This is a genomic window from Lonsdalea britannica, from assembly GCF_003515985.1.
GTDB lineage: Bacteria > Pseudomonadota > Gammaproteobacteria > Enterobacterales > Enterobacteriaceae > Lonsdalea > Lonsdalea britannica.
In genome coordinates this window covers 2,875,986-2,899,893 of sequence record NZ_CP023009.1, presented here as the reverse complement: position 1 = coordinate 2,899,893, position 23,908 = coordinate 2,875,986, and the positions used below count along the sequence as shown (strand labels likewise).

Genomic DNA, 23,908 nt, shown 5'->3' with positions numbered 1-23,908 from the left:
GGCGACATCGGGTCAGGCGAATTATTTTTTAGCAGCGAGCGTTGATTTTAACTGGCCTACCAGCTCGCGACGAAAATCCCCCAGGCGCGGCTTATCGTCCAGCCACGGCAGCGGACGACACAGCTCCATCGCCTTGATGCCGAGACGAGCCGTCAGAAGTCCCGCCCCCATCCCCTGTGCGGCGCGCGCGGACAGACGGGCTGCGAGGTCCTGCGACATCCAGTCCATACCAATTTCACGCACCAGCTCAGACGCGCCGGCGAAAGCCACGTTGAGCAGCACCAGACGAAACAGGCGAATCCGACTGAAATAACCCAGCTCAATGCCGTACAAACCGGCGATCCGATTGACCAACCGCAGATTACGCCAGGCAATAAACGCCATATCCACCAGCGCCAGCGGACTGACGGCGACCATCAGGGCCGACTCGGCCGCTGATCGACTGATCTCGCGCCGCGCCTGTATGTCCAGTACGGGTTGCACCAGCTCGGCATACAGCGCCACCACTTCCCGATCGTTGTGGGTTTCATGCAGCGAGGCGAGCCAGCGCTGCATCGCCGGGTGTCCGTGGTCCAGTCCAGCCTGCCGCGCCAGATGCTCGCAAAACGCACGTCCCGCGCCCATCCCGTGACTGTGCAACAGCTCGGCGGCGCGGTCGCGCGCCTCCGCCCGCTGACGCAGACGGTACAAACGACGCCACTCCATCGCCAGCGACCCGACGCCCGCGCCGACGATCAACGTTCCGGCAGCGATGCCGCCAAGAGAAATCCAGTCCTGACTCAGCCACGCATGGTGAAGCGACTGGATACCCTGCGCGACGGCGCTGGCGCCGAACAACGCGACGCCCGCCATCGCCATGCGTCGCCACAAACTGCGACGTGGGCGCAACGCGCCGCTCACTGCCGCTTCCGCTACGCCCTCTTCTGGCTCGCTCTCCGCCAGCGTGGGCGTAAATTCCTGGGCGGCCTGCTCGTCGAAAGTCACGTTGGGACGCAGCGTCGGCGGCAAGTCCATCGGTGGCGCCTCTTCAAAGCTCATACGCGGTTTCAGCGGTTCAGTCATCGCAATTTGTCCCCCAGTAAATAGTCCATCACCGTATCCAGGCGAATATGCGGCAGCGGCGTATCGATGCTCATCTCCGGCGGTCGAAACGCATCAAAATGGAACCCTTGCTCCCGCCAGAATGCCGGTCCCGGCAATCGTGACGGCACTTCGCCGGGATAGACCGTCAGCGGCTCGCCATCGCTTAATCGATGGCCTTTCAGCGCCGGGATCTTCTGCCCTTGGTGGTCGACCAGACCGCTTTGCGTGGCCTGAACGGAGGCAATCCCGGCACATTCCATGCTGATGCCCTCAAACGCCGCGTTTTGCCAGGCGTCCTGCACCAACTGCTGCAACAGCGACACCAGATTGGCATGCTGATCGGTGGTGATGTGATCCGCCTTGGTCGCGGCAAACATCAGCTTGTCGATGCAGGGAGAGAACAAACGGCGGAACAGCGTACGTTTGCCATAGTGAAAGCTCTGCATCAGCTGCGTCAGCGCCAGACGCATATCGTTAAAAGCCTGAACGCCGCTGTTCAACGGTTGCAGGCAATCCACCAGCACGATTTGGCGGTCGAAGCGCACAAAGTGCTGCTTATAAAAACCTTTCACCACATGCTGACAGTAGTAGTCAAAACGCTGACGCAACATGCCGATATTGGTCGAGGCGTCAGCCTGCGCCAGCGCGGACTCCTGCCCATCGCGCTTTAGCGGCCAGGGGAAGAATTGCAGTACCGGCGCCCCCGCCAGATCGCCGGGCAACACCAGTCGGCCCGGCTGAATAAAATGCAGACCTTCCCGTTTGCAGCGCAACAGATAATCCGTGTAAGCCTGAGCCACCGCCGCCAGCTGGTTTTCATCCGCGGGTGCCAGCGGGTCCAGCTGTTCGCACAGCGTCAGCCAGGGCTGCGCCCACGTCAGCCGTTCTCCCTGCAACAACCCGCTCATCTGATGGGACCAGTCCAGATAGCGCTGCTCCAGCATCGGCAGATCTAACAGCCACTCCCCCGGATAATCGACGATTTCCAGATACAGCGTGGAGTTGTCTTTGAAATGCCGCAGCAGCGAATCATTGGAGCGGTAACGCAGCGCCAGTCGGATCTCACTCACCCCGCGCGTCGGCGTCGGCCAGTCGGGTGGCTCGCCGTACAGCGAGGCCATGCCTTCGTCGTAGGCGAAACGCGGTACGCCCAGGTCACGCTGAGGAATGCGCCGCGCGCCCAGCAGCCGATTTTCCCGGACGGGCGTGAACAGCGGCAAACGCGCGCCGTTGTGTACCGACAACAGTTGATTGACCAGCGCGGTGATAAATGCCGTTTTGCCGCTGCGGCTCAGGCCGGTGACGGCCAGACGCAGATGACGATCGACGCCGCGATTCACCAGCGCGCCGATGTCCTGCTGCAATCGATTTAGGGGATTTGCCATGACTCTCCTTTCCCTGTGTGTCGTTTAAGAGGGTGATGGTGGGTAAACGCTATTATGGTGCCCGATAGCAAAATGCGAAAGCGCACGTGCCGGGGTAACAGACGTGCCACGGCGTCGGCGCAGGCTTGACCGTGGCAGAGGGGATTACATCTGGCGGAACTGACTGCGCACGCCGTAAGTGTCAGAGGTGATATAACGTTCGATATCACGCAGACGACGTTCGCTCTCCATCAGCTGCGCATCCGCCTGATCCAACAGTTGGTTGGGAGACGCGTCCGGCGTCCCGTAGGCGTCAGGCGGTGCCGGCTCCAGCATAAAACTCAGCACGATGTACGCCACCACGGTAAAGAAGAACAGGCCGAAAAAGATCGACAGCACGGCAATCAGGCGGATCAGCTTCACCGGCACGTCGAAATAGTGGGCCAGTCCGGCGCAAACGCCTTTGATCATGCCCTCTTCCGGCATCAGATACAGCTTTTTAAAACTCCGGTTCAGTCTCATCAGGATTGTCTCCAGTTCGGATGTTTCGCATCCAGAATCTCTTCCAGCGTTTCAATACGTTCGCGCATACGCTGCGCATCTTGCGTCAATGTGTGCAGCCGCTGCATATCCGCCGTCCCCAACTGAGCACGGTTTTTTCGCTGACTGTAATGCAGCCAAAGCCAAAGCGGAGCGACGAATAGCAGAAAAATGGTCAGCGGTATCATCGTCAGAACCAAGGCGCCCATTTTCTCTCCTTAATAATCATGATGCGTATCTCAGGCTGCCGCCGATGGCGACAGCCCGTAGCGGTTACTCCGTAGGTTTTACTTTAGCTTTCAATGCCGCCAGCTGCGCGTCAATTTCATCGTTCGCTTTCAGTTCGGTGAACTGCTGGTCCAGCGTTTTCTGTTTGCCCAAACCCACGCTTTCACCCTCCGCTTCGATGGAGTCGATGCGGCGCTCAAACTGCTCAAAGCGCGCCAGCGCCTCATCCAGCTTGCCGCTATCCAGCTGACGGCGAATATCGCGCGAAGAGCTGGCGGCCTGATGACGCAGGGTCAGCGCTTTCTGGCGGGCGCGGGTTTCGGTCAGTTTATTTTCCAGCTCGCCGATTTCACGCTTCATGCGTTCCAGCGTTTCATCCACGTTCTCCGCTTCCTGCTCCAGTACGACGATAAGATCGGTCAGCTTCTGCTTCTCAATCAGAGCGGCGCGGGCCAGATCTTCTTTATCTTTACGCAGCGCCAGTTCGGCTTTTTCCTGCCATTCCGTCTGCTGAGACTGCGCCTGCACGATGCGACGCGCCAGCTGTTTCTTCTCCGCCAGCGCGCGGGCTGAGGTGGAGCGCACTTCAACCAGCGTGTCCTCCATTTCCTGAATCATGAGCCGAACCAGCTTCTGGGGATCTTCCGCCTTGTCCAGCAAGGAGGTGATGTTGGCGTTAACGATGTCGGCAAAACGAGAAAAAATACCCATAGTGTTATCCTCTTAATGATTTCCGGCGTCTTGGTACGCCCGTTGGATCCGCCCCGGCGTATCGGGTCACGTTATCTCCATGAGGTAATTCAATCTCCGTGCCAATGTCGCAAAATAAAATAATTAACTGAATTTAAAAGCATTATTCTTTTTTACGTCATGATGCCCGGCTGCTATGCTGGTTAAACTCGCTAACAGTTAGTCAATATGACAAGGTGATTTCGTGGCTTACGAACAAGATTCTCTGCTGGGGGAAGCCAACAGCTTCCTCGAAATGCTGGAGCAGGTGTCTCAACTGGCGCAACTCAGCAAACCGGTATTGGTGATCGGCGAACGCGGCACCGGTAAAGAGCTGATCGCCAGCCGCCTTCATTATCTGTCTCCCCGCTGGCAGGGGCCGTTCATTTCACTCAACTGCGCCGCCTTGAATGAGAACCTGCTGGATTCGGAGCTGTTCGGCCATGAGGCTGGCGCATTCACCGGCGCTCAAAAGCGGCATCTCGGCCGTTTCGAGCGCGCCGACGGCGGCACGCTGTTTTTGGATGAGCTGGCGACCGCGCCGATGCTGGTGCAGGAAAAGCTGCTACGCGTCATTGAATATGGCGTGCTGGAACGCGTGGGCGGCGGGCAATCGTTGCAGGTCGACGTGCGGCTGGTGTGCGCCACCAACGATGATTTGCCCGCGCTGGCGGCGCAGGGAAAATTTCGCGCCGACCTGCTGGACCGCCTCGCATTCGACGTGGTGCAGCTTCCTCCGCTACGCCAACGTCAGCAGGACATCATGCTGTTGGCGGACCACTTCGCCGTTCAGATGTGCCGGGAGCTGGGACTTCCCCTCTTCCCCGGCCTGACCGAGCGGGCGCAGCGCACCCTGCTCGACTACAGCTGGCCTGGGAATGTTCGCGAGCTCAAAAACGTGGTGGAACGTTCCGTTTATCGCCACGGCACCAGTAGCGAGCCGCTGGACCATATCATCATCAACCCGTTTCAACCCTCAGCCACGCCGACGGTGCCGGACGCCAAATCAGACACCCTGCCCGCATTGCCGCTGGATATGCGCGGTTGGCTGAGCCAGCAGGAGCGACAACTGTTGCAGCAAGCGCTGACTCAATCGCGCTTTAATCAGCGCAAGGCCGCCGAGCTGTTGGGACTGAGCTACCACCAGCTACGCGGACTGCTGAAAAAACAGGCCATCAGCGTGAATGAGGTCTGAATTAAGACACGGCGATGATGGCAGCGGGGACGATATAACGCAGGGACGCTTGTCTCTGATGGTGAAAAAGGCAACGGTTGGCGACAAGAAATTGGGGCGAGGCGCAGAGTGCGTTACACTCTGTCTATCGCATATTGCCTGAAAACTCCCGTATGTCTGGAAAATATACTCTTGCGCTAGCGTTGATCTGGTTAACCGGTTCCGCGCTGGCTGCACCGTTGCCGCCCACGCCAAGCCCGACGCCGCCGGAAGATATCCGCAGCAGCGGCTTTGTGTATTGCGTCAACGATGAACTGACGACGTTCAACCCGCAGATGGCGCGTAGCGGCGTGATGGTGGATACCCTCGCCGCACAGCTGTATGACCGCCTGCTGGGCGTAGATCCCTATACCTATCGACTGGTTCCCGAGCTAGCCCAGCGGTGGGAAGTTCTGGATAACGGCGCGACCTATCGCTTCACATTGCGCCACGATGTGCCGTTTCAGCACACGGCATGGTTTGCGCCCACCCGTGCGATGAACGCAGACGACGTGCTGTTCAGCTTCCAGAGAATGCTGGATGCCCACCACCCGTTCCACGACATCAACGGCGGCGAATATCCCTACTTCGACAGTCTGCAGTTCGCCGACACGGTGCAGAGTATTCGCAAAATCGGCGACTACACCGTCGAGATCCGGCTGAACAAACCCGATGCCTCCTTCCTGTGGCATCTGGCAACACACTACGCGCCCATCCTGTCGGCGGAATATGCCCAGCAGTTGCAACAGCAGGACAAAGAGGAGCTGATCGACCGCCTGCCTGTCGGCACCGGCCCGTATATGCTGAACGAATACCGCTACGGGCAGTTTGTGCGCCTACAGCGTAATGACGACTACTGGCGCGGCCAGCCGCGCATGGAACAGGTCGTCTTCGACCTCGGCGCGGGCGGGACCGGACGCCTGTCCAAGCTGCTGACCGGCGAGTGCGATGTTCTGGCCTATCCGGCCGCCAGTCAGCTCAGCATCCTGCGTAACGATCCGCGTCTGCGTCTGTCGCTGCGTCCGGGCATGAACGTCGCCTATCTGGCGTTCAACGTGCGAAAACCGCCGTTGGACGACCCGCGCGTCCGCCACGCGCTGGCGCTGGCGATTAATAACGACCGTCTGATGCAGTCGATTTATTACGGTACGGCGGAGACCGCCGCGTCCATTCTGCCGCGCGCCTCTTGGGCCTATAACAGCGAAGCGCAGATCACCGCTTACAATCCCGATAAGTCGCGTCGGATGCTTCAGGAACTGGGAGTGAATAATTTGCACCTTCAGCTGTGGGTGCCCAGTACGTCACAGTCCTACAACCCCAGCCCGGTGAAAACCGCCGAGCTGATTCAGGCCGATCTGGCTCAGGTCGGCGTTGAAGTGACGCTGATACCGGTTGAGGGACGCTTTCAGGAAGCGCGTCTGATGGAAATGAATCACGACCTGACCCTCGCGGGCTGGGCCACGGACAGTAACGACCCGGACAGCGTGTTCCGTCCGCTGTTAAGCTGCGCCGCCATCCGCTCGCAAACCAACTATGCCCACTGGTGCGATAACGGATTCGATCAGGTGTTACAGGACGCGCTGTCGTCACAACAGCTCTCCAAACGCATTGATTATTATCAGCAAGCGCACCAGATTCTGGCCGACCAGCTGCCGGTGCTGCCGCTGGCGTCGTCGCTGCGTATGCAGGCCTATCGTTACGACATGAAAGGATTGGTGCTCAGTCCCTTCGGCAATACCTCTTTCGCCGGGGTCTACCGCGAAAGCGATGCGCCGAAGCCTGCTGCGCCCGAACTGCCGGAACCGCCGCCGACGGAAGGAGTCGCGCCGTGATTATCTATGCCTTGCGCCGCTTGCTATTGCTGGTGGTGACGCTGTTTCTGCTGACCCTGGTCGGCTTTAGCCTGCTCTATTTCACGCCCCACGCACCGCTGCGCGGCGTGGCGCTGTTTGACGCCTACCGTTTTTATATCGTCGGCCTGTTCCAGTGGAACCTTGGCCTGTCCAGCATCAACGGACAGCCCGTTAGCGAGCAGTTGAAAGAGGTGCTGCCCGCCACCATCGAACTGTGTGTTTTGGCCTTTTCGCTGGCGTTGGTCATCGGCATCGTGCTGGGGATCACCGCCGGTATTCTGCAAAACAAAACGCAGGACAAGATATTGAGCGGCCTGGCGCTGCTGGGGTTCTCACTGCCGGTCTACTGGCTGGCGCTGTTGATGACCCTATTCTTTTCGCTGCACCTGGGCTGGCTACCGGTATCCGGCCGTTTCGACCTGCTCTATCAGGTGCCGCGCGTCACCGGATTTTCGCTGATAGACGCCTGGCTGGCGAAGTCCCCCTACCGGGATGAGATGATGATGAGCGCCGTCCGCCACCTGATTTTGCCGGTAACGGTGCTGTCCGTCGCTCCCACGACCGAAGTGTTCCGGCTGATGCGGATCAGCACCACCGAAATTATCGGCAAAAGCTACATCAAGGCGGCCTACACGCGCGGGCTATCGCGCACGACCATCATCCGTCGTCATTTGCTGCACAACGCGCTGCCGCCCATTGTGCCCAAGCTGGGGCTGCAATTTTCCGCCATGCTGACGCTGGCGATGATCACCGAAGTCGTGTTCAGCTGGCCGGGCGCGGGACGCTGGCTGGTGAACGCCATCCGCCAGCAGGACTATGCCGCGATTTCGGCAGGCGTGATGGTGATCGGTATGATGGTGTCTTCCATTGGCGTGCTGTCTGATATCTGGGGTGCGATGACCAACCCATTGAAACATAAGGAATGGTATGCTCTCAGATAAGACTTATATAATAAATATTTTTTCATTTATTATCATGCAATTATCTTTATACAAAGACAAAGATATCAAATTAGGCACACTTTGATGTACACATTATATTTAAGTCTTTTATTACTTCGATTTCGCGAATCGTCAGAGGTTACGAGAGCATGAGAGGGAATGTGATTTGACTTGGCGGGCGGGCGGACTGGCGGGCGGACGGCTAATATCTAGCCCCAACCCACCAGCGCGACTTGCAAAACCACCGCACTATATCTTGATAAACGCAGAAAAATGATGCAGTGGTGGGCTGATTGGATTGATGAAATTTTGTGAGTGAATCAGAGCCGTCCGTGGCACGCGGGGCGAACATTGAGGATTGCCTCGTTATAGGGTTGAGTTCGCATGCTTGCTACAGCATATTGGTTATATCATGTTAATAACATGTGTAATTTTATAATAAAAACCCATGTTATTTTCAGTCACCACCCTTTATTTCTTTTATTTTAGCCAATGCTGACTCGGGGTTGGAAATAGACTCCTCAATCAGATCCAGTAGCTGCTTTATCGCCTCCGTGTGATACGCGGCGGCCGCTCCAGATGTGTTCAAATATTTAAAATCATCAATTACCGTTCCGTCACTAAATTCTCTGGGTGATTCTGAAACAGCAATTGGACAATTTTTCTCCACATCCTGAGCAATTAGCCCAACTTCAGCTACCCCGTCTTTTTTGTTATATGTGCACCCCCGCCACCCGACAACAGACTCAAGGGCATTATCTACTACCTTGATATTTGTCTTATGTCTTTCATCCGATCCGTTTACCCAGCTACCACCAGAATATGCGTTACCATCATTTCTAAAAGTCCAAACATAACTAGTCCCTGATGATGTTTGTTGAAGAAGTATCCTCGCGCTATGAAAATTTCCTGATGAAATATAGTACTGGTAAGATGCTTGGAAATTATCCACTCCTTTACAAACTCCATAACCAGATGAATCTCCGTTGAATGGGACAGTCAGGGGAAATCCTGTTGTGCAGTTTAAAGGGCCGGCTAAGGTTCCTCCGCTGGACGGTATTACACCTAAATTGGTTCTTGCTGCTGCTTTATCCGCCAAGTCAGAAAGGTTATTAGCTATCCCCAGTTTTGCCGAATTTACCGCTGCTAACGAGATGTTTATTGCAGATATCTGATCAGTTACGCCCTTCCAGGCTGGTCCTGAATATGTTGTTCCATCAGGGAGATTAACGGTCACAGTTCCCGAACCACTCAGTATTTGCTGCCAATTATTCTTGTCTAGGTTCAATCCCCTGATGGCATAAGTAACCTGAGAGGCCAGTTGTGCCGTGATCGCCGTCATTGTGTCTTTTGGTACGGCGTTCCATGCGGCCCCTGATGTAGATGGCCCATTATAGGCCTTAATCAGTGTTAACTGAGTGCCACTATCCACTGTCTTTACCGGCAGCGTGTAAGTAACTCCACCGATGACGGACACAATAAAATCACCAGCAGTTAAATCTGAAGAAAAAGATGTTGACGAACCACTCACTACAGCCGAGTTATTCGTTAATGTGATCGTACCTGATGACATATATATCTCCGGAAATTAATATCCCAATGCCTGCTTATAATACTGGTCATATAAAGAGCACTCTATATATGCTATAGTATTAACATTCCACATATTTACTATCGGATAAGTTGGCGGATCTATATCGTGATTTATTAAATTCTCAACATGGCTAAGAACCCCCATAAAGGTGACCTTGTAACTACCAGATTCATACCCTGCCGAAGCCCTCCTTCTTTCAATGACCTGAAATTTAGCACTATATGGATCCGGATCAGGATAAAATTCCTCAACCACCTCAGTTACGCAACTGCACACTGCTAAAGGTGCCGAAGATGTTATTTCTGATTGATTATAAGATATAGTGTTAACTTTCAAAGGAAGACAGTTGTTGTGATAAACGACCCTCCCCTCACTGTATACATAAAGACCGTATTCAGGAACATTCACTACAAAGTTTGAGAATATATAAATACGACCGGAAGTTGACTTCATAGCCGCCGAATTAAAGTTAAGAACAACGTATGCACCCGAACTATCTACAACCCAATTGATCCCATCCATGGACGATTCTATACTCCTATGGAACGCCATGAATGGGCTTGATGATGGTACGATGGTGGGTATACCTCCAGCCCCAGCAGCAACATCAATTACCTGAACAAGCACCATTGGAGTAAACGTGGGAGCAATTGCCAGTCGTCCATTTTTCATTATCTGCGCTGAGAATGTCATTAGTAACTCACAAAAACTATTATCGTGACGGTTGCATTGACGCTCCATGTTAATGTTGAGCCAGACACCGATATATTGAAAACAAGCTCCTTATTTGTAGGAGTGTTTTCGTTGAATATTACCGCATTCATTTGCATTCCATATTGCAATGAATATGATTTAGACCCTGACGAGCTAACAGTAAACGAGTCTATTACGTAATTGAAGTCAATACTATTAATAGCATCAAATGAGGTTCCATTTATAAAAGTCTGTATTCCGTAACTCATTTTACCTCCAATTCTATTTTCTTACCCATAACCACAGCTATATTACCATTTTCGTCGTACACAGATATTCTCTTATTTGTAATATACATCCTCCCTTCGCCGCTACTTGAGCCATTAACTTCAAAGGTGCCATCAGACTTCATTATTGTACCGGAAGTTCCTGCCACATAATTAGATGAATACCAAGATCCAACTTTAGCCAAAGTCATAGATGCATAATCAATAAAAGCATCCCTCATAAACACCTGTCCATTTACAGCGGTGAATGCAAGCTGGTAAGTTCCATTATTGGTGTTGTAAATACCAAAGTTATCTGCGCTGAATAAGGCGTATGACTGCGTAGTGCCGCCATTTCCTTCAACACCTAACTGCATCCCGGCAACGTATTTGTTGCCGTTATTGTCAGCCTGTACCTTTACACCCCATTGAGCCGATAGCTTGCCGCTAAGATCTGCATATGCACTTGATATTTGTTGAACGGATGAGGTGTTTTGGTCTGACTGGGATTGGATTTGCTCAAACTTTTGTGCGTATGCGCTATCGTTGTCGGCAACGGTCTGACGGACAGAGATGATATCTGCTCGATTGCGCCCATACGCCTCAAATTGATGATCGACAGATGCGTCGAGATTCATCGCATTCTGCAATATTCCTTCAATGTTTGTGTCAATGTTGGAAGTGAGACGTTCAAATGACTCTGATTCCCTAATCGCATCATCAATGTAATCAATCATGCCGGGTATATCAGATGACGCCTGACCTGACGCCTCAACGAACGCAGATGAACCAAACGCATTTCTCGTTCGAACATAGACGTAATAAGTAGTGTCGCCTTTTAGCCCATTGATTACCCATTGATTGGACCGGCCAAGATACTGGGCCTGATCTTCAACTTGGTTAAGGCTGGCGATCTGAGTTTCACCGCTGTACCAGAATTCGAATGTTGTGTCAGTCGTGGCCGTCACAGACATCACTGGGACGATATCTGCCTGAAATATACCAGGTGTCCACTGTATATAGGTGGGGGCCGACGGCGCGCCAATCACCATGCTGACCTGGGTTTCGGAGCCCTTCATCCCATTATCGTTACGCCCCCGGACGCCAAGGTTATATGTCCCGGCATCCAGGCCGTAGAATTCGTACCGATACTGGTCAGTCTCATATTGTTTGACCACCTGCCCGGACTCGTTATAAACGCGAAGTTCAAAACGGATATTCCGGGTCGTTGTTGCAGTCTCCCATGAGGCTGTTACCTGCACGGTCTCACTATTGGTGTTGGTGATTTTGAGGTTTTCAACGTTCGGGACTCGGTAACCATTTAGCGTATCGTTCGGCGCTTCAAATACGGCGCCCTCGTCAACGATGGCCTGTTTGTTTGGATCGTGTAGAGTTGCCGAGATAGTGTAAGTTGAGTTGTTTTCATCCTCAGCAATACCCATCACCCTAAATAAACGCGTGGCTACGGAAGCTGAAGATATTACGAAAACAGTTCCATCTCGAACCCATGCAGGTGCTGAACTGAGTGTGATTTTAGCGCCGTTAATGGCAGAAATTTCATAGCTAACCATCTTGCCGTCTGAACCCATGATTTTCATAGAGTCACCATTAGAGGCGACAGTAGAAACATCGGCATCGACAACAATGGTCGCGCCCGAATGAGAGATAATTCGGCCGCCAAGGCGGGCGGCAGCATACTTGTTATCCATGACTTCGATAACGTCACCAGGCATGAACGCAATCGCATCACGAGCCATTTGAAAATTGACGCTGCGGCTTTCTCGCTTAGCCGTTTCAATCATCCACTTTCCAGCGCGGTATGCCTGCCCTCGCGAGGTGCATCCATACGCTTCCAGGGTTGTCTCGATGTACCCGTACCGGTCGATCTGCTGGTCATCTGATACAAACTCTTTCGTTTCTGACCACCCGTTATTAGGGTCCGTCCAAGACACGACCACGGCGTTGTACCGTTCTGAACGCTTGGATGCACTGTACTTGAACACGCCATTAACAACATTAGCATTTGTTACTGCGGCCACCGCGTCCTGTGGGTTGTCCAGCATGATGGTGAAACGCATCCCATCCCACAAGGCCATCCCTCTGAACATTCCAGCAATATCATCCAGAATGTCTCTGGCGCTCGTCTGCTCTGTGACATAGGCGTTCAAAGTGAATCGCGGCTCCTCACCACCAAATCCATCATCAACCACCTGATCGCAGAACTGCGATAGCGTGTATAAGCTGCCGTCGTCTACATCAATATACCCAGCCTGTCTCGCAAGGCCGTAACGCTCATTCTTCACCAATGCACGGAATATCCATGCCGGGTTATTCGTCCACGCAGATTTGAAGCCACCAGTCCACAGGCCTGAGTAAGTCCTGTTTATCGGGTCGTAATTATCAGGAACGTCTACGATCAATCCACGTAAGTGGTAGGTCCTTGTCGGGGTGTCCGTGTACTGATCACGGTCGATAACCGCCCCACAAATAGCGGCATATGGGTAAGAAAGGTTGTAGTCAGAAATCTCTGTGTAGCTGTTCCAGACGGTGCCGTTAGTCAATAAATCACTGGTGCTGTCTGGGGTTGTACGACGTACGCGAATGTCGAACGGCTTTGTTTCTGGGGCGTCAATGGTGTGAGCTTCCAGGTACTCACCCGAAATTTTCCCGGTGATCGTGACCGTTTTTGCAATAGAGAACGAGCCGTTGTTGGTTCGTGTCTCGATAACCATCGTCACTGATGTATTGCTCTGGTTGCCTTTTGAGTCTTGAGATAACAGCCCTGAGACCCCAAGGTTAACTCTTACCCGGTCTACTTCCGAGTCCGTGACGGTGCGAACCAATGGCGTGTCGTACGCGACCTCATTGTTCACTATCGTCGTCGCCTCGATTGCGTCAAAGCCGTTTATCGCCGCTTGGGTGCCCGAACCAGGCCGCCACGCGACGCTTACGCCATTGATGTTGGTATTGCCTGAAGAATCTGTAACTGGGGAGTCGTTGAGTAGAAATGATGAAAGGTGTTCTTGGTCTACAGGCCCGTATATTGGCCCCTCCGAGACCAAATCCAATACTCGCAAAAACTGTTTTGACTTTAGGTTGTCGTCTACGAGCGTGGCCGTGCTGGAACTTCCGCCGCCTGATGCCATGACTTTCTCCATAAAAAAACCGCCCCGAAGGCGGCTATTTATTTTTTCGTTAAAAATTGGGGGTTAGCTGATCGATATTTCCCAATCAGCATTGTTAGATGTATCGATCCCGAGGCTAATCACATTGCTACCGACCACCATTTCACCCAACAGCAAGGGTACAGGGCGTCCCTGACCTACGCGATTATCAGCGCTTGTGAATGAGTTGTTGGTTATCGAGTCTGATTCTGAATCTGATTCGGCAGATGTCTTGACTTTCCCCGCCATATATGAGGAGTAAGCCCCAACCAAAAGCCCCATCGTTATAGCCGAAAATATAGGTGAGGATGTACCGATAGAACCCTCAATTACAGGAGCAAGCAGGACCGTCGAACCGTCTCGCAACTTACGGTTCATGTGGAAGTCGATTTGGTCGGGGTGAATATCATCACCGGCCATTCTGATGCGGAGTTTCGTCTTGTAGAAATCACGCTTGAATTCAGGACACTGCGCCAACAAAAGCCTCAGTCCCTGCGCGGCGGTTTCAACATTCAACTCAATTTGGCGGAAATGTCGTCGTAAATTCCCCGCAAATCTAAATTTGAGCACTGTTCATGCCTCCAAATGGAATGGGTTAACTTGATGTAGGCAGGGCGGCATGGCTCTCTTCTACTGAGACGACCTGCGTTTTCATGGTGAAGAACGATGTTATCGCCGAGGTAGATCATGGCGTGACATGGGTCGGACTCTGCGAAGGCGCGGCGGATGATCACGTCACCAGGTTGTATATCTGCAAATCCAACCTCGTGAAACCCAGTGGCTACCGCGTTCTTGATGTAAAGGTTTTCTCCCCTCACCCACCAGCCATTAGCCCTTTCGAAATCGGGCAGGTCTATCCCGGCGAGGTGGTATGCGTCACGGAACAGCGTGTAGCAGTCCATTGTTCCGTGGACAAAAGACCGGCCTAAAAGATGCGGGACGGGGTTAAATTTCCTCAGTCTCCCTGCGCTGACCAGCCACCAAGGAATTCCGGTAGAAATTTGTGCCACACGGTCGGCGCCAGACAGAACAAGTTTATCAATGGGATGGGAGTGAAATACCGCCGTTACCTCGCCAAGGTCTTCCGCCGCCATCCATTCCCTGTCGTCTATCCGGAAATGCAGGCTTGGTTCAGGGTGAATATTTTGGCATCTGAACAACCGACTATCTTCAATAATCAGCCCGCACACCTCATCGCTTGATGAGGCAGCATAGTTAAGGCATTCGCTTTCGATATCAGTCATCAGGACACCTTAGACGAGCCTGGGAAGCCGCCAAACGGCAATGAGTTTGGCTTAGGGAACCTCAGCCGGCACCCGGATAGGTGTTTTGAGCATTTGTCTTTGGACAGGTCCGAAGTGGCCGCGTCTTTCTCGTCCGCTACGGCGCCGCCGCTATATCCACACCCCTCCCCGCGATATTGCCATTGGCACACGTCGGCAAGAATGGTTCTGGCCGGGATGACAGCGTTGTCGCAATCAACAGGGGTCGCGAGGTTGTACGTAACCGTCTCGAAAGTTTCTTCCGCCATTTCCTCGATGACATAACGTGAAACCGCCTCCATCGTGCTGTCTGCTTCAGGGTTCCCGTTTGGGAAGTTCACCGCATCAAGGTGCTTTACCAACACCTGACGCCGTGTAACCACCGCGCCTAATGCATCATCGAAATCGTGGTTTATACCGGTGATTAGCCCGGATATGTTGGCGACCGTCATCGTAGGGCGTGAATATGTCCCTTCCGACTTGGTTTCAAACCCTTCTACAGCGATCGGGTAGGCAGAATAAACACGGCCCTGCCACACCACATCACCGAAGTAACCGTTAGTGCCGGAGTGAAACCGGATCACATCACCGCCGAAGCTCTGTAGGTCAACCTCATAGAGGTCAAGCATTGCGCCAACTCCGGCATCAACGCTCTCAATGATTAGCTCTGCTGGTATGTCTCTCATCGCGGAACCTGCTCGAACGTGGCGGACAGATCATATTTCTGCCCGGTTTTTGTCATCGTCCATGACCGGCACACAAAAAGAGCCTGAATGCCGGTATCTGATGGCGTCCAGTAGAATGACTCAACGGCGCCACGCGCCTTAATGAACGCCTCGGCATCCTTCGCGATGTTGGCCCTGCCACATAGTCCATCGACGCCAACGAAAGTCAGTGAGTAGCTGTCCATCAAAGGGTTAATTCCCTTGACCTGCCGCTGTCCATACCCGTCGCCAAGACTCACGACAGATACATTTGGCGTACGGGTAACCGTGAAGCCCTTTTGGGGACTCCATGTGAATGTTTCTGGCATTTGGTGGATCCTGTCTATAATTAGATTTAAAAAATTCTGACAAATGGGGATATATATGTCCGAAAATAAAGAATTGCTTATAGATTCATTAGCGGCGCAAACAGTGCTTCACTTCGTGATTTCCGTGCTAACTAATGAGCAGAAAGAACTACTGAAAGGATTGGCAAATTGTGCATCTCCTGCTATCGCCGACCCTGATGAAGATGATGAAATCAGGGAGTACATGAAAGAAATGCACATCAAAGTTAAAGAAATTATAGAGATTGGAACTAAGGCGTTCGAGTAACTAAGGCCGAACTCGCACCGTCTATTTTCTCGGCTGTAGAATGCCACCCGGCCTAGAGCTTTGCTCTTTAACTACTTTCATGGCCACGTTTTCCATGGTCTTTGCCATCTGTTTCTGGGTGGCATCATCAATTCCTCCCGACGTCTGAATATTGAACGCAACATTCATAACCACCCCTCCACCACCTCCACCGGAACCCCCGATATCCTTGTTACTGATAACAGAGCCGTTGTCGCCGGGGATCATGTACTGGTTGCCGTTGCTCGCCTTGAATATCTCAGGCTTGCCGCCTTCACCGACGCGGTACATGGAATCGGCCGATACAGGGCCGCCGTTCTTTCTCGCTCCAGCAATAGACATCGTCTGAGCCGCAGTCATCGCCGTGGTGTAGCCAGCTAAGCCTGCGGTCGCCGCACCTCCATACGAAGCAACTGACGCGGCCATAGCGGCCGGGGACCATGCGGTTAAAAGAGCAGATGCCGATGCGATACCTGCGGATGTCGAAGCTGCTAAGGCTGCAATTGATGTTGCCTGATTTGCAGCTATTGCGCTCTCCTGCGCCGCCTGCCCCATGAGCGTGGACATAACCCACTGCGTCCCCATCTGAACAAGGCTGCTGACAACGCCGTTTAAGATAGAGGTTCCTAGGTTCGCGAAGGACTCAGAAAGGCTCTGAGTCCCGTTGATCAGGCCAGTTATGGCACTAGATGCCCCGCTACTGAATGATTCAATGGAAGAAGCCAATAGCTCATTTGCCACGCTCTGGTTTCGGTAGATAGTCCACTGGGCAGCGATGCGCTGCTGTTCGTATTGGGTATCCGTCGCATTCCGTAACGCTTCAGCCTGGTCGTGGGTTAATGTTTTGTTGGCTTCGAACTGCTGAATTAGCGCCAGCTTTCGCGCGTTCTCATTAGCCAGCTGCTGAACAGGGTCAACCTTAGCGGCGGCATCCTGTTGCGGAGTGACTGCCTGATTAGCCCTTATTTCCGCCAGTTTGGTTTGATGGTCTTGCTCTAACTGCTCGGACTGCTGGTTATATTGCTGCTGACTAATGAGCAAATTGCCCTGCGAGTCCTTGGCGGATTTCAAAAGCTCCAGTTGCTGCTTTTGCTTGGAATAGTCGGCATTCTCTTTCAGTTCAGGAACAGAGCTTTGCGCCTTGAGCGCCGCTGCCTTATCCCATGCGGCGGCGGCGTCTCGCTCAACGGTAGCCACTTGCTCCGGCGTCGGGTTAATCAGCTTGCTCTTTGCGGCAAGTATCGTCTGCTCTCTTGACAAGTCACTCGTTGAGTCAGCGCTCAGCTCAGCTTTTTGGCGATAATCCTCTAAGACACGGGCGTTTCTTTCCGCCTGCTTCTCTGCGCTCTTACCTGCTGCCGCTGCGTCTCTGGTGGCTTTATCCCTTCCCTTCTCTGACTCCTTCAGGTCGTAATTCTTCGCGGCAGCTTCTTCAATCTGCCTCATCTGGTTTGAGTAAAGCCCCACTCCATCATTGAGCGCCTTTTGCCTGGCCTCGGCTATCGCACGCTCCCTTTTGTCGGTGATCGCCAGGAGGTCATTCTCTTCCTTGATTTTTTCGAGGTATTTATCGCCCTTTTCATTTCTTGGCACTTGCAAGCTTGATGAGTTGAAGTTCTCCTTGGCGGCAGATGCAATATCGATCATCTTGCCTAGATGGCTCATCATCCCCGCAGCCACACCGGCGTTCTCAGCATCTTTAGCCAGTAACTCAACGCCTTCTTTAAGTTGCCCACTCAACTGAGCTTGGGCCATACCGAGAGCGCTTTTTGTTTTGCTTAGCTTTGTCTCAGCATCATCTGTGTCTCGCGCTGACTGAGCCACCTTATCTTGCCACTCAGACACGGCTTTTGATGCTGATTGATACGCCCACGACCCAGCCGTGGAGTTCTTCATTGCCTGTTGTGCGTTGTACAGGCCGTTGATGTTCTCTTGATGCGCCGCGCTCAATTCAGATAGGCGATCTTGCTGCGCGCGCAGGGATGTATTCAGGTCGGCGATTGTGCCGGACAGCTGAATATCATTCATTTGCCGCATTTTGGCGATCACGCCATCAAGTTTGTCAGCAAAGTCGATGGCTTCTTGCTTAGCCTGCTGGGACTTCTCATAGAAATAGAAAATCGCGCTGGCCGCGAGTGCTGCCACACCAGCTGGTCCTCCTACAAGAGAAAACGCACCTTTGGCCGCAGTGACTGCTGCCGTCATCGCGCCTTGCGCCGAGGCAGCCTTGTATGCCGCTGCTGCGTTCTTGATCATTTCTGTTGTTGATGCGGTTAGCGCGCCAAGGTATCGAGACCCCATAACCGCACTGACGGCGAGTACGATATTAGAAACGGCATCTAGGCTTTCGCTCAGCGTGATTACGGTATCGTTAAAGATCTTGATTCCGGTTTTGGCAGTGGACGATGAACCAACAAATTTGGTGATATTGTTGCTGGCAGTCTGCATTGCCTGCCCAATGGTCGTCGTCGTTCTGGCAAACTCTTGCCCTATTTTTGAACCCTGAGACAACAATCCATTAATAACCACATCCGTGGTGAGTTTCCCGGCATTTGCCAGTGCTTTCATCTGCCCGACAGACACGCCCATTGAATCAGCAAGCGCTACGATAAGCCGGTTTCCCTGCTCGTTAACTGAGTTAAATTCTTGTCCGCGAAGGGTTCCTGATGCCAGCGCCTGCGAAAGCTGAATCATCGTTCCTTCCGCTTCGCTAGCGGTTGCTCCGGATACGATGAGCCCTTGGCTGATGATGGTAGTCAGTTTGGACAGATCACTGACACTGGTCCCATAGCTGCGGGTGGCTCGCTCAAGCCTAGCGTAGATTGTCGCCGTACCTTCCAGGCTGGAACGTGTTTGCTGTGATATATTGAAGACGCGATCAGTTACGTCTGCCGCGCTCTCGCTTGCTCGGCGGGCATTCGCTAATTTGTTGCTGAGCGTCGTCCATGCATCGGCATACGCCGAAACCTGACGAGCTGAAAGCGCAGCTGATACTGCGGCTGCCACCCTAGACAGACCGGTAAGAACGGAGGTGGATGCTGATGCTGATGTGGCGACTTGATTTTGAGCCGTCTTCATGTCGTACAGTTTTCCGGCGAGCTCACCGATTTCTTTCGTCTGCGCAGATGTAGCAGTTGAGCCAGCACGTAGCTGAGCCGCCAGCACAACGGCGCTGCGGGCGCCTTTTTCGTTTGCCTCTTCGAGGATAGCGACTTCGTTACCAAGCCGTTCCATCATCTTGGCAGCCTGACTCGCATCATCTGCCGATCTGGCTATCGACTTACCGGCGCTATTCGCAGACTTACCGACACCGTCGAAATTTCCTGACGCTTTACCGGCGTTGGAGCCCATGCCAGACAGTGCTTCATTAACCTTTTTTGCTCCATCGAGAAGCTGAGCTGATTCAAGCTCAATGTCGATGTAAATCCCGCCAAGGTTTTCGCTCATCACTTTCTCCGGGCAATAAAAAACCCGCCGTGGCGGGTTAGTCGTTAATCTAAAATAGTTTTTTAATATCTATTCCATAAACAGCCATCCACGCATCACGAGGCCATGATTTGACCGTGCCGAAACGTTTATCATCAACTTCTTTTGGTTCAACACCGCTATCACGGCACCATTTACGCAACGGCTGCCATTTGAATTCCCGGCCTGTCTTTTTCTCTACAGGGATAATTGCAGCGTAATTTTTGCCTTCGCCCAACCGCTCAGCCAACCTGTTCTTCTCTCGTGTCGCCACTGAAGCGGTGGCCATCGCAGTAGCCTCCCGTCTTTTACCAATCCACGCTTTAGTTTCGATGGCATAATCTCGCTGCTGGGCGATGATTCTGTTTTCCTTAACCTTAGAAAGAAGGTCTTCAAGCGCTTGCTCATACGACAGTGGCAATGCGCTAAATTCCTGCGGCCGAAAATATGAATCCTCAAGTTTCTCAAAGAATCCCCAAGCCTCATCTGTGTCTACAATCTTGGACATGCGGGCGGCGCCCTTCTCTGTCCACAGTGTTAACGAGCGAGCTTTGCTGGAAATTTGTGCGTTAACATTGTTTACTCGCAAATTTCGAAGATTTTCACCCTCGATAGTAAAGGTGTGAACTCCCTCGTTGAATCTTTCTCGGTGATTCTTCAAATTGACGCGGATATTAACCTCGTCCGTACCATATCCTTTTGCAAGAGTCTCAGTGGTGACAACGCGGACGCCGCACCACTCAATAACTGGACACATGTCAGGATCGACATTAAGAACGGGGTTTGCTACATTTAACGCAGTTGATTGTTGCATTAGAATCTCCAGTCAACAGTTGATGTAAGCCGCCAGCGTCCACTGGCGGTTTTTCTTTTTGCGCCATCCCATACGCCTATCAGTGAATCCTTCCTTTTCTATCTTCCTTAACCAGCGCCTTTTCAAGCGGCAGTGTAATGAATGTCATGTAAGCCAAGCGATCACTAATATCGCCACGGCTTTTGTACTCCATCAGCCTCAAGGCATCCTCTAACCCACCCCTCCAAATATCCTTAATCTCCGAAAGAAGATGGTTTATAGATCGCGCTGCATTCGCAGCATTATGGAAATCGAAATCTGACGGTACGTTACCGTGCGCAACTTCACGATCCAGAATGTCGAGCACCCATCGACGGAATTCTTTGGCTACCGGGGTATCAGAAAACATGGCGATGAGGTGAGCGCCGCGAATTGAAAATACACGAACCTTTTTCTTACGTAAGCTATTGTTTATACCGTTGGTTGTCATATTGATAACCAATGACATTCCGGGTGTAAACTCGTCCTGATTACGGTTATATAAGATGCTTACAGCCTTTGTATCAGCATATCCTAGCGCTTTCGCCAACTCGGTAGATGTCAGCCAAATAGAGCCGCCATCAACTACAGGATGAAAAGTGGTGTTGTGGAACTTCAGCTCGTAATTAGTTAAACTATTCATGTCGATGTTTCCCGCAAGGTTACGTTCGATAGAGGCCCGGCTGGTGTTAGCGCACTGCCGGGTTTCGTCGTTTTTACTTCCCACTTGAACGCTCCTCACGAAGACAACGCGCCAGACGTTGCACGATCGCAGAATTAATCGATATTCCATCCATCTCAGCCATGCGCCGGATGTCCTCTTTCATGCGCTCAGGTAGACGCAGTTGAAAACTATCGTTCTTACGCCCGGTGTAAAGTACGTCTTGCATTTACTTCCCCTTATAGTGATGACATCATTTTGATGCCTGACACCATTATGATGTCATTGTAGATAATGTCAATATGATGCTACTTTGTTTTGTATATATTATTACGGTTCAAAAAAATGACGGAAAAAGAAGATCCAGCTTTCGTAGAAAGGTTCACGGTTAGAATGCCTGACGGGATGCGTGACGCTGTAGCTGCCAGAGCAAAGGCTCATGGCCGTTCAATGAACTCGGAGATCGTGCAGATACTGCAGGATGCGCTAATCAAAGATTCCATTTTTGGCGATATAGCCAACGAACCCATAGAACAATTTCCTTATGATCCTGATAAGGAAATAACAATTACCTCTTCAGAGCTAAACGAATTCCTGAAAAATGCTGCCAAAGGGATAATCGAAGATGCTTCAGAACAGATAGCTAAAGACGCAGCTGAGGCAGCTATAGGTGGACTTTTAGAGATTTATGAACTTGTGCCTAAGGGAAAAAAGCCCACCTGAGTGGGCCTTTTATCAACCTAATGATCCGATACAAATTTATCTTGTCATTTGTATGCTGCTATTTTTTCTCTTAAATCTTTTGAATCTTGGCAATACATTGCCTCTTCCGGCGAGGTCGGTTTATTTTTCACACACTCACCATAAAGTGTGTCGTTCTGCTGGACGCTTTTCATTATTATCCCGACAACCCTTTTGCAAAGCTCTGGTTTTGGATGTTCTTTGCAAACACCGTTATGTAGCTGGTCCAACATGTCACTAGACCGGTTTTCTGCCATGGACATAAATGGCAATAAAATCGCCAAATAGAAAACAAAAATTCCATTTCTCATAGCGCTATCCCTCATCAGAAAATGACCACGCAATCCTAGTAAAATGCTTACACACCACATCTTCCTTACTTATAAGACGATTGAGTTACGATTTTCTTGCCGTCAGGCTCAGAACAGGAAACTGTAATTACACCATCATTAGTCCAAAGCTTTACGACATAAAGGATTCCAGTATCGACAATCTCTTTTGCGGGATAGTTCCCCAAGATCTGGCTGTAGACACCATAAGTGCTATTTCTACAGCTTTTGAAATCTACGTTCTCTACGCTTTTTGTTACGGGAGATTCTTGCTCTGGATACTGCCCTGATGCGTCCATGGAGTTGAGCTGCTCCTTTGTATAGCTTGTTGACGCGGCAGCGTTAAGCGATAAAAAAATAGCAGTGACCAATAAAATCTTCTTCATATCTCTACCCCTTTGATTGCAATCAGAACAATCCTATCACAACTAGCTAGGCCCTCAAGGTGATTGGTTAGTGCTGTTTATATATCAGGATGGGATCGTTCGGAATCTCAGGGTAAGTTGTTAGCTCACACACAAAAGGAGTTAAAAATGACGGACATCATAAATCCTAAGGCACACCCAGAATTAGCCGCTCAACAGTTGGTTATTGAGTTGATTAGAGCCGGCAAGATTGATGCCGGCTATGAAATGAATGCGGAGGAGCTTCTACGCATTTACGACATCATTGAGAAGCATTTAACTGAGAAGTACCCTCAAACACAGGGCGGGATTTACTAACTCATTAGCTTTTCGAAGGCACGTTTGATGATAAGAGCCACTTCCTCTGGCTCTTTTGTACTGCCCGTCAAGAGCGCCTCTTTTAGCGTTTCTGCCATGATGGCTTGAATCGGCTCTGGGATTTCATAAAAATTCATATATCCACCCTTTGTGGTTTCTGATGTCATTTCGGTTTTACTCATGGTTTTTCGTCCTTATTTTTTGCCTGCATTGGCAATTCGCTTGGCTTTCTTAGCCAGGTAGTCATCTGCGACCTGGTCGTATTCTTCGCGGGTGAATCCTTTCTGGTCTGGGTATTTCGCCGCCAGCAGCATTTGAAACTCTGTCATGGTCAGCCGTTCAGCTTCCTCACGACTGAGATTCAAATGCGTACGCGCCGAGGTGATGTATTCGAAAGCGTTAAACTCCGTCGTGGCACCGCCGCCCTCATTGCGCTGTAACTGACGAACTTTGGCTTTGCCGATAATGCCATGGGTAATTAGCGATCTGGCGATAATCACCATGTCGTTAAAGCTCATTCTCCCTGGGCGATAAACAAAGGCCCATTTGCCGGTTCGTGAAGGGATAATCTCGCCCACCAGCGGCGTTACATCTTCGTCACAGCAGGACTGAATCACATCCATAGCTGCATACAGGACTGGCTTTATCAATTGCGGTCTGGTGATGAACCTCGACACGCACGGTGGTGTCACCCGGTATACCTTTTTGATGCGCGATATCAGCGGCGCAAGCTCATCTTTGTGCAGCACATAGAACGCCCTGACGATTTCCTCCGGCGTCCCGATTTTTGTCATGGCCGCAAATGATGGCCGAAAGAAATAGTCCCTATCACCTGAAGAAATCAGGCACTCTCCGATATCTTTGTGAGGCGTCATATGTTCTCCGTAATCA

General features: G+C 51.7%; 26 protein-coding genes. 6 read left to right on the top strand and 20 right to left on the bottom strand.

What is annotated here, in order from left to right; all coding sequences use genetic code 11:
• Window positions 1-21: 21 nt before the first annotated feature.
• The 5 genes from CKQ53_RS13370 to pspA form a co-directional block, all read right to left on the bottom strand.
• A complete protein-coding gene (locus tag CKQ53_RS13370; RefSeq protein ID WP_085651867.1) occupies window positions 22-1,062 on the bottom strand; it encodes a YcjF family protein in 1,041 nt (346 codons plus the stop codon).
• Complete coding sequence (locus tag CKQ53_RS13365) at window positions 1,059-2,468, bottom strand: YcjX family GTP-binding protein (protein WP_118895068.1); 1,410 nt, start codon at window positions 2,466-2,468, stop codon at window positions 1,059-1,061. The genes CKQ53_RS13370 and CKQ53_RS13365 overlap by 4 nt, the downstream gene beginning before the upstream one ends.
• Window positions 2,469-2,612: 144 nt before the next feature.
• Window positions 2,613-2,969: an envelope stress response membrane protein PspC gene (gene pspC, locus CKQ53_RS13360; protein ID WP_085651869.1), complete on the bottom strand. Its 357-nt coding sequence runs from the start codon at window positions 2,967-2,969 to the stop codon at window positions 2,613-2,615.
• On the bottom strand, window positions 2,969-3,196 hold the full coding sequence (gene pspB / locus CKQ53_RS13355) for an envelope stress response membrane protein PspB (protein ID WP_085651870.1): 228 nt from the start codon (window positions 3,194-3,196) through the stop codon (window positions 2,969-2,971). The genes pspC and pspB overlap by 1 nt, the downstream gene beginning before the upstream one ends.
• A gap of 64 nt (window positions 3,197-3,260) precedes the next feature.
• Complete coding sequence (pspA, locus tag CKQ53_RS13350) at window positions 3,261-3,926, bottom strand: phage shock protein PspA (protein WP_094118497.1); 666 nt, start codon at window positions 3,924-3,926, stop codon at window positions 3,261-3,263.
• A 274-nt stretch (window positions 3,927-4,200) separates the two neighbouring features.
• On the opposite strand from pspA, the gene pspF reads away from it, so the two are divergent.
• The 3 genes from pspF to sapB all read left to right on the top strand — a co-directional run bounded on the left by pspF (window position 4,201) and on the right by sapB (window position 7,951).
• Window positions 4,201-5,139, top strand: coding sequence for a phage shock protein operon transcriptional activator (pspF, locus tag CKQ53_RS13345; protein ID WP_420844242.1), 939 nt, complete (start codon window positions 4,201-4,203; stop codon window positions 5,137-5,139).
• Window positions 5,140-5,291: 152 nt separating this feature from the next.
• Window positions 5,292-6,989 carry an ABC transporter substrate-binding protein SapA gene (gene sapA, locus CKQ53_RS13340; protein ID WP_094118495.1) on the top strand — a complete coding sequence of 566 codons (1,698 nt, stop codon included), beginning with the start codon at window positions 5,292-5,294 and terminating at the stop codon, window positions 6,987-6,989.
• The gene (gene sapB, locus CKQ53_RS13335) at window positions 6,986-7,951 is read left to right on the top strand and encodes a putrescine export ABC transporter permease SapB (protein WP_094118494.1); all 966 of its coding nucleotides are present in this window, start codon (window positions 6,986-6,988) and stop codon (window positions 7,949-7,951) included. Before sapA ends, sapB begins: the two co-directional genes overlap by 4 nt.
• A 457-nt stretch (window positions 7,952-8,408) precedes the next feature.
• On the opposite strand, the gene CKQ53_RS13325 is transcribed toward sapB, so the two are convergent.
• From CKQ53_RS13325 to CKQ53_RS13300, 7 genes are all read right to left on the bottom strand, one after another.
• Window positions 8,409-9,524 carry a tail fiber domain-containing protein gene (locus CKQ53_RS13325; RefSeq protein ID WP_139824053.1) on the bottom strand — a complete coding sequence of 372 codons (1,116 nt, stop codon included), beginning with the start codon at window positions 9,522-9,524 and terminating at the stop codon, window positions 8,409-8,411.
• 15 nt (window positions 9,525-9,539) lie between these two features.
• Window positions 9,540-10,238 (bottom strand): hypothetical protein, encoded by a 699-nt coding sequence (locus CKQ53_RS18470; RefSeq protein WP_139824052.1) that lies wholly within the window; start codon window positions 10,236-10,238, stop codon window positions 9,540-9,542.
• A 265-nt stretch (window positions 10,239-10,503) separates the two neighbouring features.
• Complete coding sequence (locus tag CKQ53_RS13320; RefSeq protein WP_094118492.1) at window positions 10,504-13,650, bottom strand: TipJ family phage tail tip protein; 3,147 nt, start codon at window positions 13,648-13,650, stop codon at window positions 10,504-10,506.
• 63 nt (window positions 13,651-13,713) lie between these two features.
• Window positions 13,714-14,238 (bottom strand): tail assembly protein, encoded by a 525-nt coding sequence (locus CKQ53_RS13315; protein WP_094118491.1) that lies wholly within the window; start codon window positions 14,236-14,238, stop codon window positions 13,714-13,716.
• A complete protein-coding gene (locus CKQ53_RS13310) occupies window positions 14,181-14,912 on the bottom strand; it encodes a C40 family peptidase (RefSeq protein ID WP_094118490.1) in 732 nt (243 codons plus the stop codon). Before CKQ53_RS13310 ends, CKQ53_RS13315 begins: the two co-directional genes overlap by 58 nt.
• Window positions 14,912-15,616, bottom strand: a complete 705-nt coding sequence (locus CKQ53_RS13305) for a phage minor tail protein L (protein ID WP_094118489.1) — start codon at window positions 15,614-15,616, stop codon at window positions 14,912-14,914. The genes CKQ53_RS13310 and CKQ53_RS13305 overlap by 1 nt, the downstream gene beginning before the upstream one ends.
• Window positions 15,613-15,963, bottom strand: a complete 351-nt coding sequence (locus tag CKQ53_RS13300; RefSeq protein ID WP_094118488.1) for a phage tail protein — start codon at window positions 15,961-15,963, stop codon at window positions 15,613-15,615. Before CKQ53_RS13300 ends, CKQ53_RS13305 begins: the two co-directional genes overlap by 4 nt.
• Before the next feature lie 55 nt (window positions 15,964-16,018).
• Between CKQ53_RS13300 and CKQ53_RS13295 the strand changes: the two genes are divergently transcribed.
• Complete coding sequence (locus CKQ53_RS13295) at window positions 16,019-16,249, top strand: hypothetical protein (protein WP_118895066.1); 231 nt, start codon at window positions 16,019-16,021, stop codon at window positions 16,247-16,249.
• A gap of 21 nt (window positions 16,250-16,270) precedes the next feature.
• On the opposite strand, the gene CKQ53_RS13290 is transcribed toward CKQ53_RS13295, so the two are convergent.
• The 4 genes from CKQ53_RS13290 to CKQ53_RS13275 form a co-directional block, all read right to left on the bottom strand.
• The gene (locus CKQ53_RS13290; protein ID WP_476738479.1) at window positions 16,271-19,345 is read right to left on the bottom strand and encodes a tape measure protein; all 3,075 of its coding nucleotides are present in this window, start codon (window positions 19,343-19,345) and stop codon (window positions 16,271-16,273) included.
• 418 nt (window positions 19,346-19,763) lie between these two features.
• Window positions 19,764-20,546 (bottom strand): ORF6N domain-containing protein, encoded by a 783-nt coding sequence (locus tag CKQ53_RS13285; RefSeq protein WP_094118484.1) that lies wholly within the window; start codon window positions 20,544-20,546, stop codon window positions 19,764-19,766.
• A 79-nt stretch (window positions 20,547-20,625) separates the two neighbouring features.
• Window positions 20,626-21,291, bottom strand: coding sequence for a BRO-N domain-containing protein (locus tag CKQ53_RS13280; protein WP_094118483.1), 666 nt, complete (start codon window positions 21,289-21,291; stop codon window positions 20,626-20,628).
• A complete protein-coding gene (locus CKQ53_RS13275) occupies window positions 21,281-21,454 on the bottom strand; it encodes an Arc family DNA-binding protein (RefSeq protein WP_094118482.1) in 174 nt (57 codons plus the stop codon). The genes CKQ53_RS13280 and CKQ53_RS13275 overlap by 11 nt, the downstream gene beginning before the upstream one ends.
• A gap of 116 nt (window positions 21,455-21,570) precedes the next feature.
• Here CKQ53_RS13275 and CKQ53_RS13270 point away from each other — a divergent pair, with 116 nt between their 5' ends.
• Window positions 21,571-21,948 carry an Arc family DNA-binding protein gene (locus tag CKQ53_RS13270; protein WP_094118481.1) on the top strand — a complete coding sequence of 126 codons (378 nt, stop codon included), beginning with the start codon at window positions 21,571-21,573 and terminating at the stop codon, window positions 21,946-21,948.
• Between the two features lie 44 nt (window positions 21,949-21,992).
• On the opposite strand, the gene CKQ53_RS13265 is transcribed toward CKQ53_RS13270, so the two are convergent.
• Together CKQ53_RS13265 and CKQ53_RS13260 are read right to left on the bottom strand one after the other, a co-directional pair.
• A complete protein-coding gene (locus CKQ53_RS13265) occupies window positions 21,993-22,277 on the bottom strand; it encodes a hypothetical protein (protein WP_139824051.1) in 285 nt (94 codons plus the stop codon).
• 65 nt (window positions 22,278-22,342) lie between these two features.
• Window positions 22,343-22,681, bottom strand: coding sequence for a hypothetical protein (locus tag CKQ53_RS13260; RefSeq protein ID WP_162896364.1), 339 nt, complete (start codon window positions 22,679-22,681; stop codon window positions 22,343-22,345).
• A gap of 147 nt (window positions 22,682-22,828) precedes the next feature.
• Here CKQ53_RS13260 and CKQ53_RS13255 point away from each other — a divergent pair, with 147 nt between their 5' ends.
• Window positions 22,829-23,017, top strand: coding sequence for a hypothetical protein (locus CKQ53_RS13255; RefSeq protein ID WP_094118479.1), 189 nt, complete (start codon window positions 22,829-22,831; stop codon window positions 23,015-23,017).
• Here the strand turns inward: CKQ53_RS13255 and CKQ53_RS13250 are convergent.
• Both CKQ53_RS13250 and CKQ53_RS13245 read right to left on the bottom strand, forming a co-directional pair.
• A complete protein-coding gene (locus CKQ53_RS13250; protein ID WP_094118478.1) occupies window positions 23,014-23,199 on the bottom strand; it encodes a hypothetical protein in 186 nt (61 codons plus the stop codon). The two genes, CKQ53_RS13255 and CKQ53_RS13250, sit on opposite strands and share 4 nt — an antisense overlap.
• A 12-nt stretch (window positions 23,200-23,211) precedes the next feature.
• A complete protein-coding gene (locus CKQ53_RS13245) occupies window positions 23,212-23,892 on the bottom strand; it encodes a DUF6246 family protein (protein ID WP_094118477.1) in 681 nt (226 codons plus the stop codon).
• Window positions 23,893-23,908: the final 16 nt, after the last annotated feature.

What these genes read in the sequence shown, in the direction of transcription:
- CKQ53_RS13370 (WP_085651867.1), bottom strand. Translation starts at nt 1,062, where the DNA reads ATGACTGAACCGCTGAAACCGCGTATGAGCTTTGAAGAGGCGCCACCG.
- CKQ53_RS13365 (WP_118895068.1), bottom strand. Translation starts at nt 2,468, where the DNA reads ATGGCAAATCCCCTAAATCGATTGCAGCAGGACATCGGCGCGCTGGTG.
- pspC (WP_085651869.1), bottom strand. Translation starts at nt 2,969, where the DNA reads ATGAGACTGAACCGGAGTTTTAAAAAGCTGTATCTGATGCCGGAAGAG.
- pspB (WP_085651870.1), bottom strand. Translation starts at nt 3,196, where the DNA reads ATGGGCGCCTTGGTTCTGACGATGATACCGCTGACCATTTTTCTGCTA.
- pspA (WP_094118497.1), bottom strand. Translation starts at nt 3,926, where the DNA reads ATGGGTATTTTTTCTCGTTTTGCCGACATCGTTAACGCCAACATCACC.
- pspF (WP_420844242.1), top strand. Translation starts at nt 4,201, where the DNA reads ATGCTGGAGCAGGTGTCTCAACTGGCGCAACTCAGCAAACCGGTATTG.
- sapA (WP_094118495.1), top strand. Translation starts at nt 5,292, where the DNA reads ATGTCTGGAAAATATACTCTTGCGCTAGCGTTGATCTGGTTAACCGGT.
- CKQ53_RS13325 (WP_139824053.1), bottom strand. Translation starts at nt 9,524, where the DNA reads ATGTCATCAGGTACGATCACATTAACGAATAACTCGGCTGTAGTGAGT.
- CKQ53_RS18470 (WP_139824052.1), bottom strand. Translation starts at nt 10,238, where the DNA reads ATGACATTCTCAGCGCAGATAATGAAAAATGGACGACTGGCAATTGCT.
- CKQ53_RS13320 (WP_094118492.1), bottom strand. Translation starts at nt 13,650, where the DNA reads ATGGCATCAGGCGGCGGAAGTTCCAGCACGGCCACGCTCGTAGACGAC.
- CKQ53_RS13310 (WP_094118490.1), bottom strand. Translation starts at nt 14,912, where the DNA reads ATGACTGATATCGAAAGCGAATGCCTTAACTATGCTGCCTCATCAAGC.
- CKQ53_RS13305 (WP_094118489.1), bottom strand. Translation starts at nt 15,616, where the DNA reads ATGAGAGACATACCAGCAGAGCTAATCATTGAGAGCGTTGATGCCGGA.
- CKQ53_RS13300 (WP_094118488.1), bottom strand. Translation starts at nt 15,963, where the DNA reads ATGCCAGAAACATTCACATGGAGTCCCCAAAAGGGCTTCACGGTTACC.
- CKQ53_RS13295 (WP_118895066.1), top strand. Translation starts at nt 16,019, where the DNA reads ATGTCCGAAAATAAAGAATTGCTTATAGATTCATTAGCGGCGCAAACA.
- CKQ53_RS13290 (WP_476738479.1), bottom strand. Translation starts at nt 19,345, where the DNA reads ATGAAGACGGCTCAAAATCAAGTCGCCACATCAGCATCAGCATCCACC.
- CKQ53_RS13285 (WP_094118484.1), bottom strand. Translation starts at nt 20,546, where the DNA reads ATGCAACAATCAACTGCGTTAAATGTAGCAAACCCCGTTCTTAATGTC.
- CKQ53_RS13275 (WP_094118482.1), bottom strand. Translation starts at nt 21,454, where the DNA reads ATGCAAGACGTACTTTACACCGGGCGTAAGAACGATAGTTTTCAACTG.
- CKQ53_RS13270 (WP_094118481.1), top strand. Translation starts at nt 21,571, where the DNA reads ATGACGGAAAAAGAAGATCCAGCTTTCGTAGAAAGGTTCACGGTTAGA.
- CKQ53_RS13265 (WP_139824051.1), bottom strand. Translation starts at nt 22,277, where the DNA reads ATGAGAAATGGAATTTTTGTTTTCTATTTGGCGATTTTATTGCCATTT.
- CKQ53_RS13260 (WP_162896364.1), bottom strand. Translation starts at nt 22,681, where the DNA reads ATGAAGAAGATTTTATTGGTCACTGCTATTTTTTTATCGCTTAACGCT.
- CKQ53_RS13255 (WP_094118479.1), top strand. Translation starts at nt 22,829, where the DNA reads ATGACGGACATCATAAATCCTAAGGCACACCCAGAATTAGCCGCTCAA.
- CKQ53_RS13250 (WP_094118478.1), bottom strand. Translation starts at nt 23,199, where the DNA reads ATGAGTAAAACCGAAATGACATCAGAAACCACAAAGGGTGGATATATG.
- CKQ53_RS13245 (WP_094118477.1), bottom strand. Translation starts at nt 23,892, where the DNA reads ATGACGCCTCACAAAGATATCGGAGAGTGCCTGATTTCTTCAGGTGAT.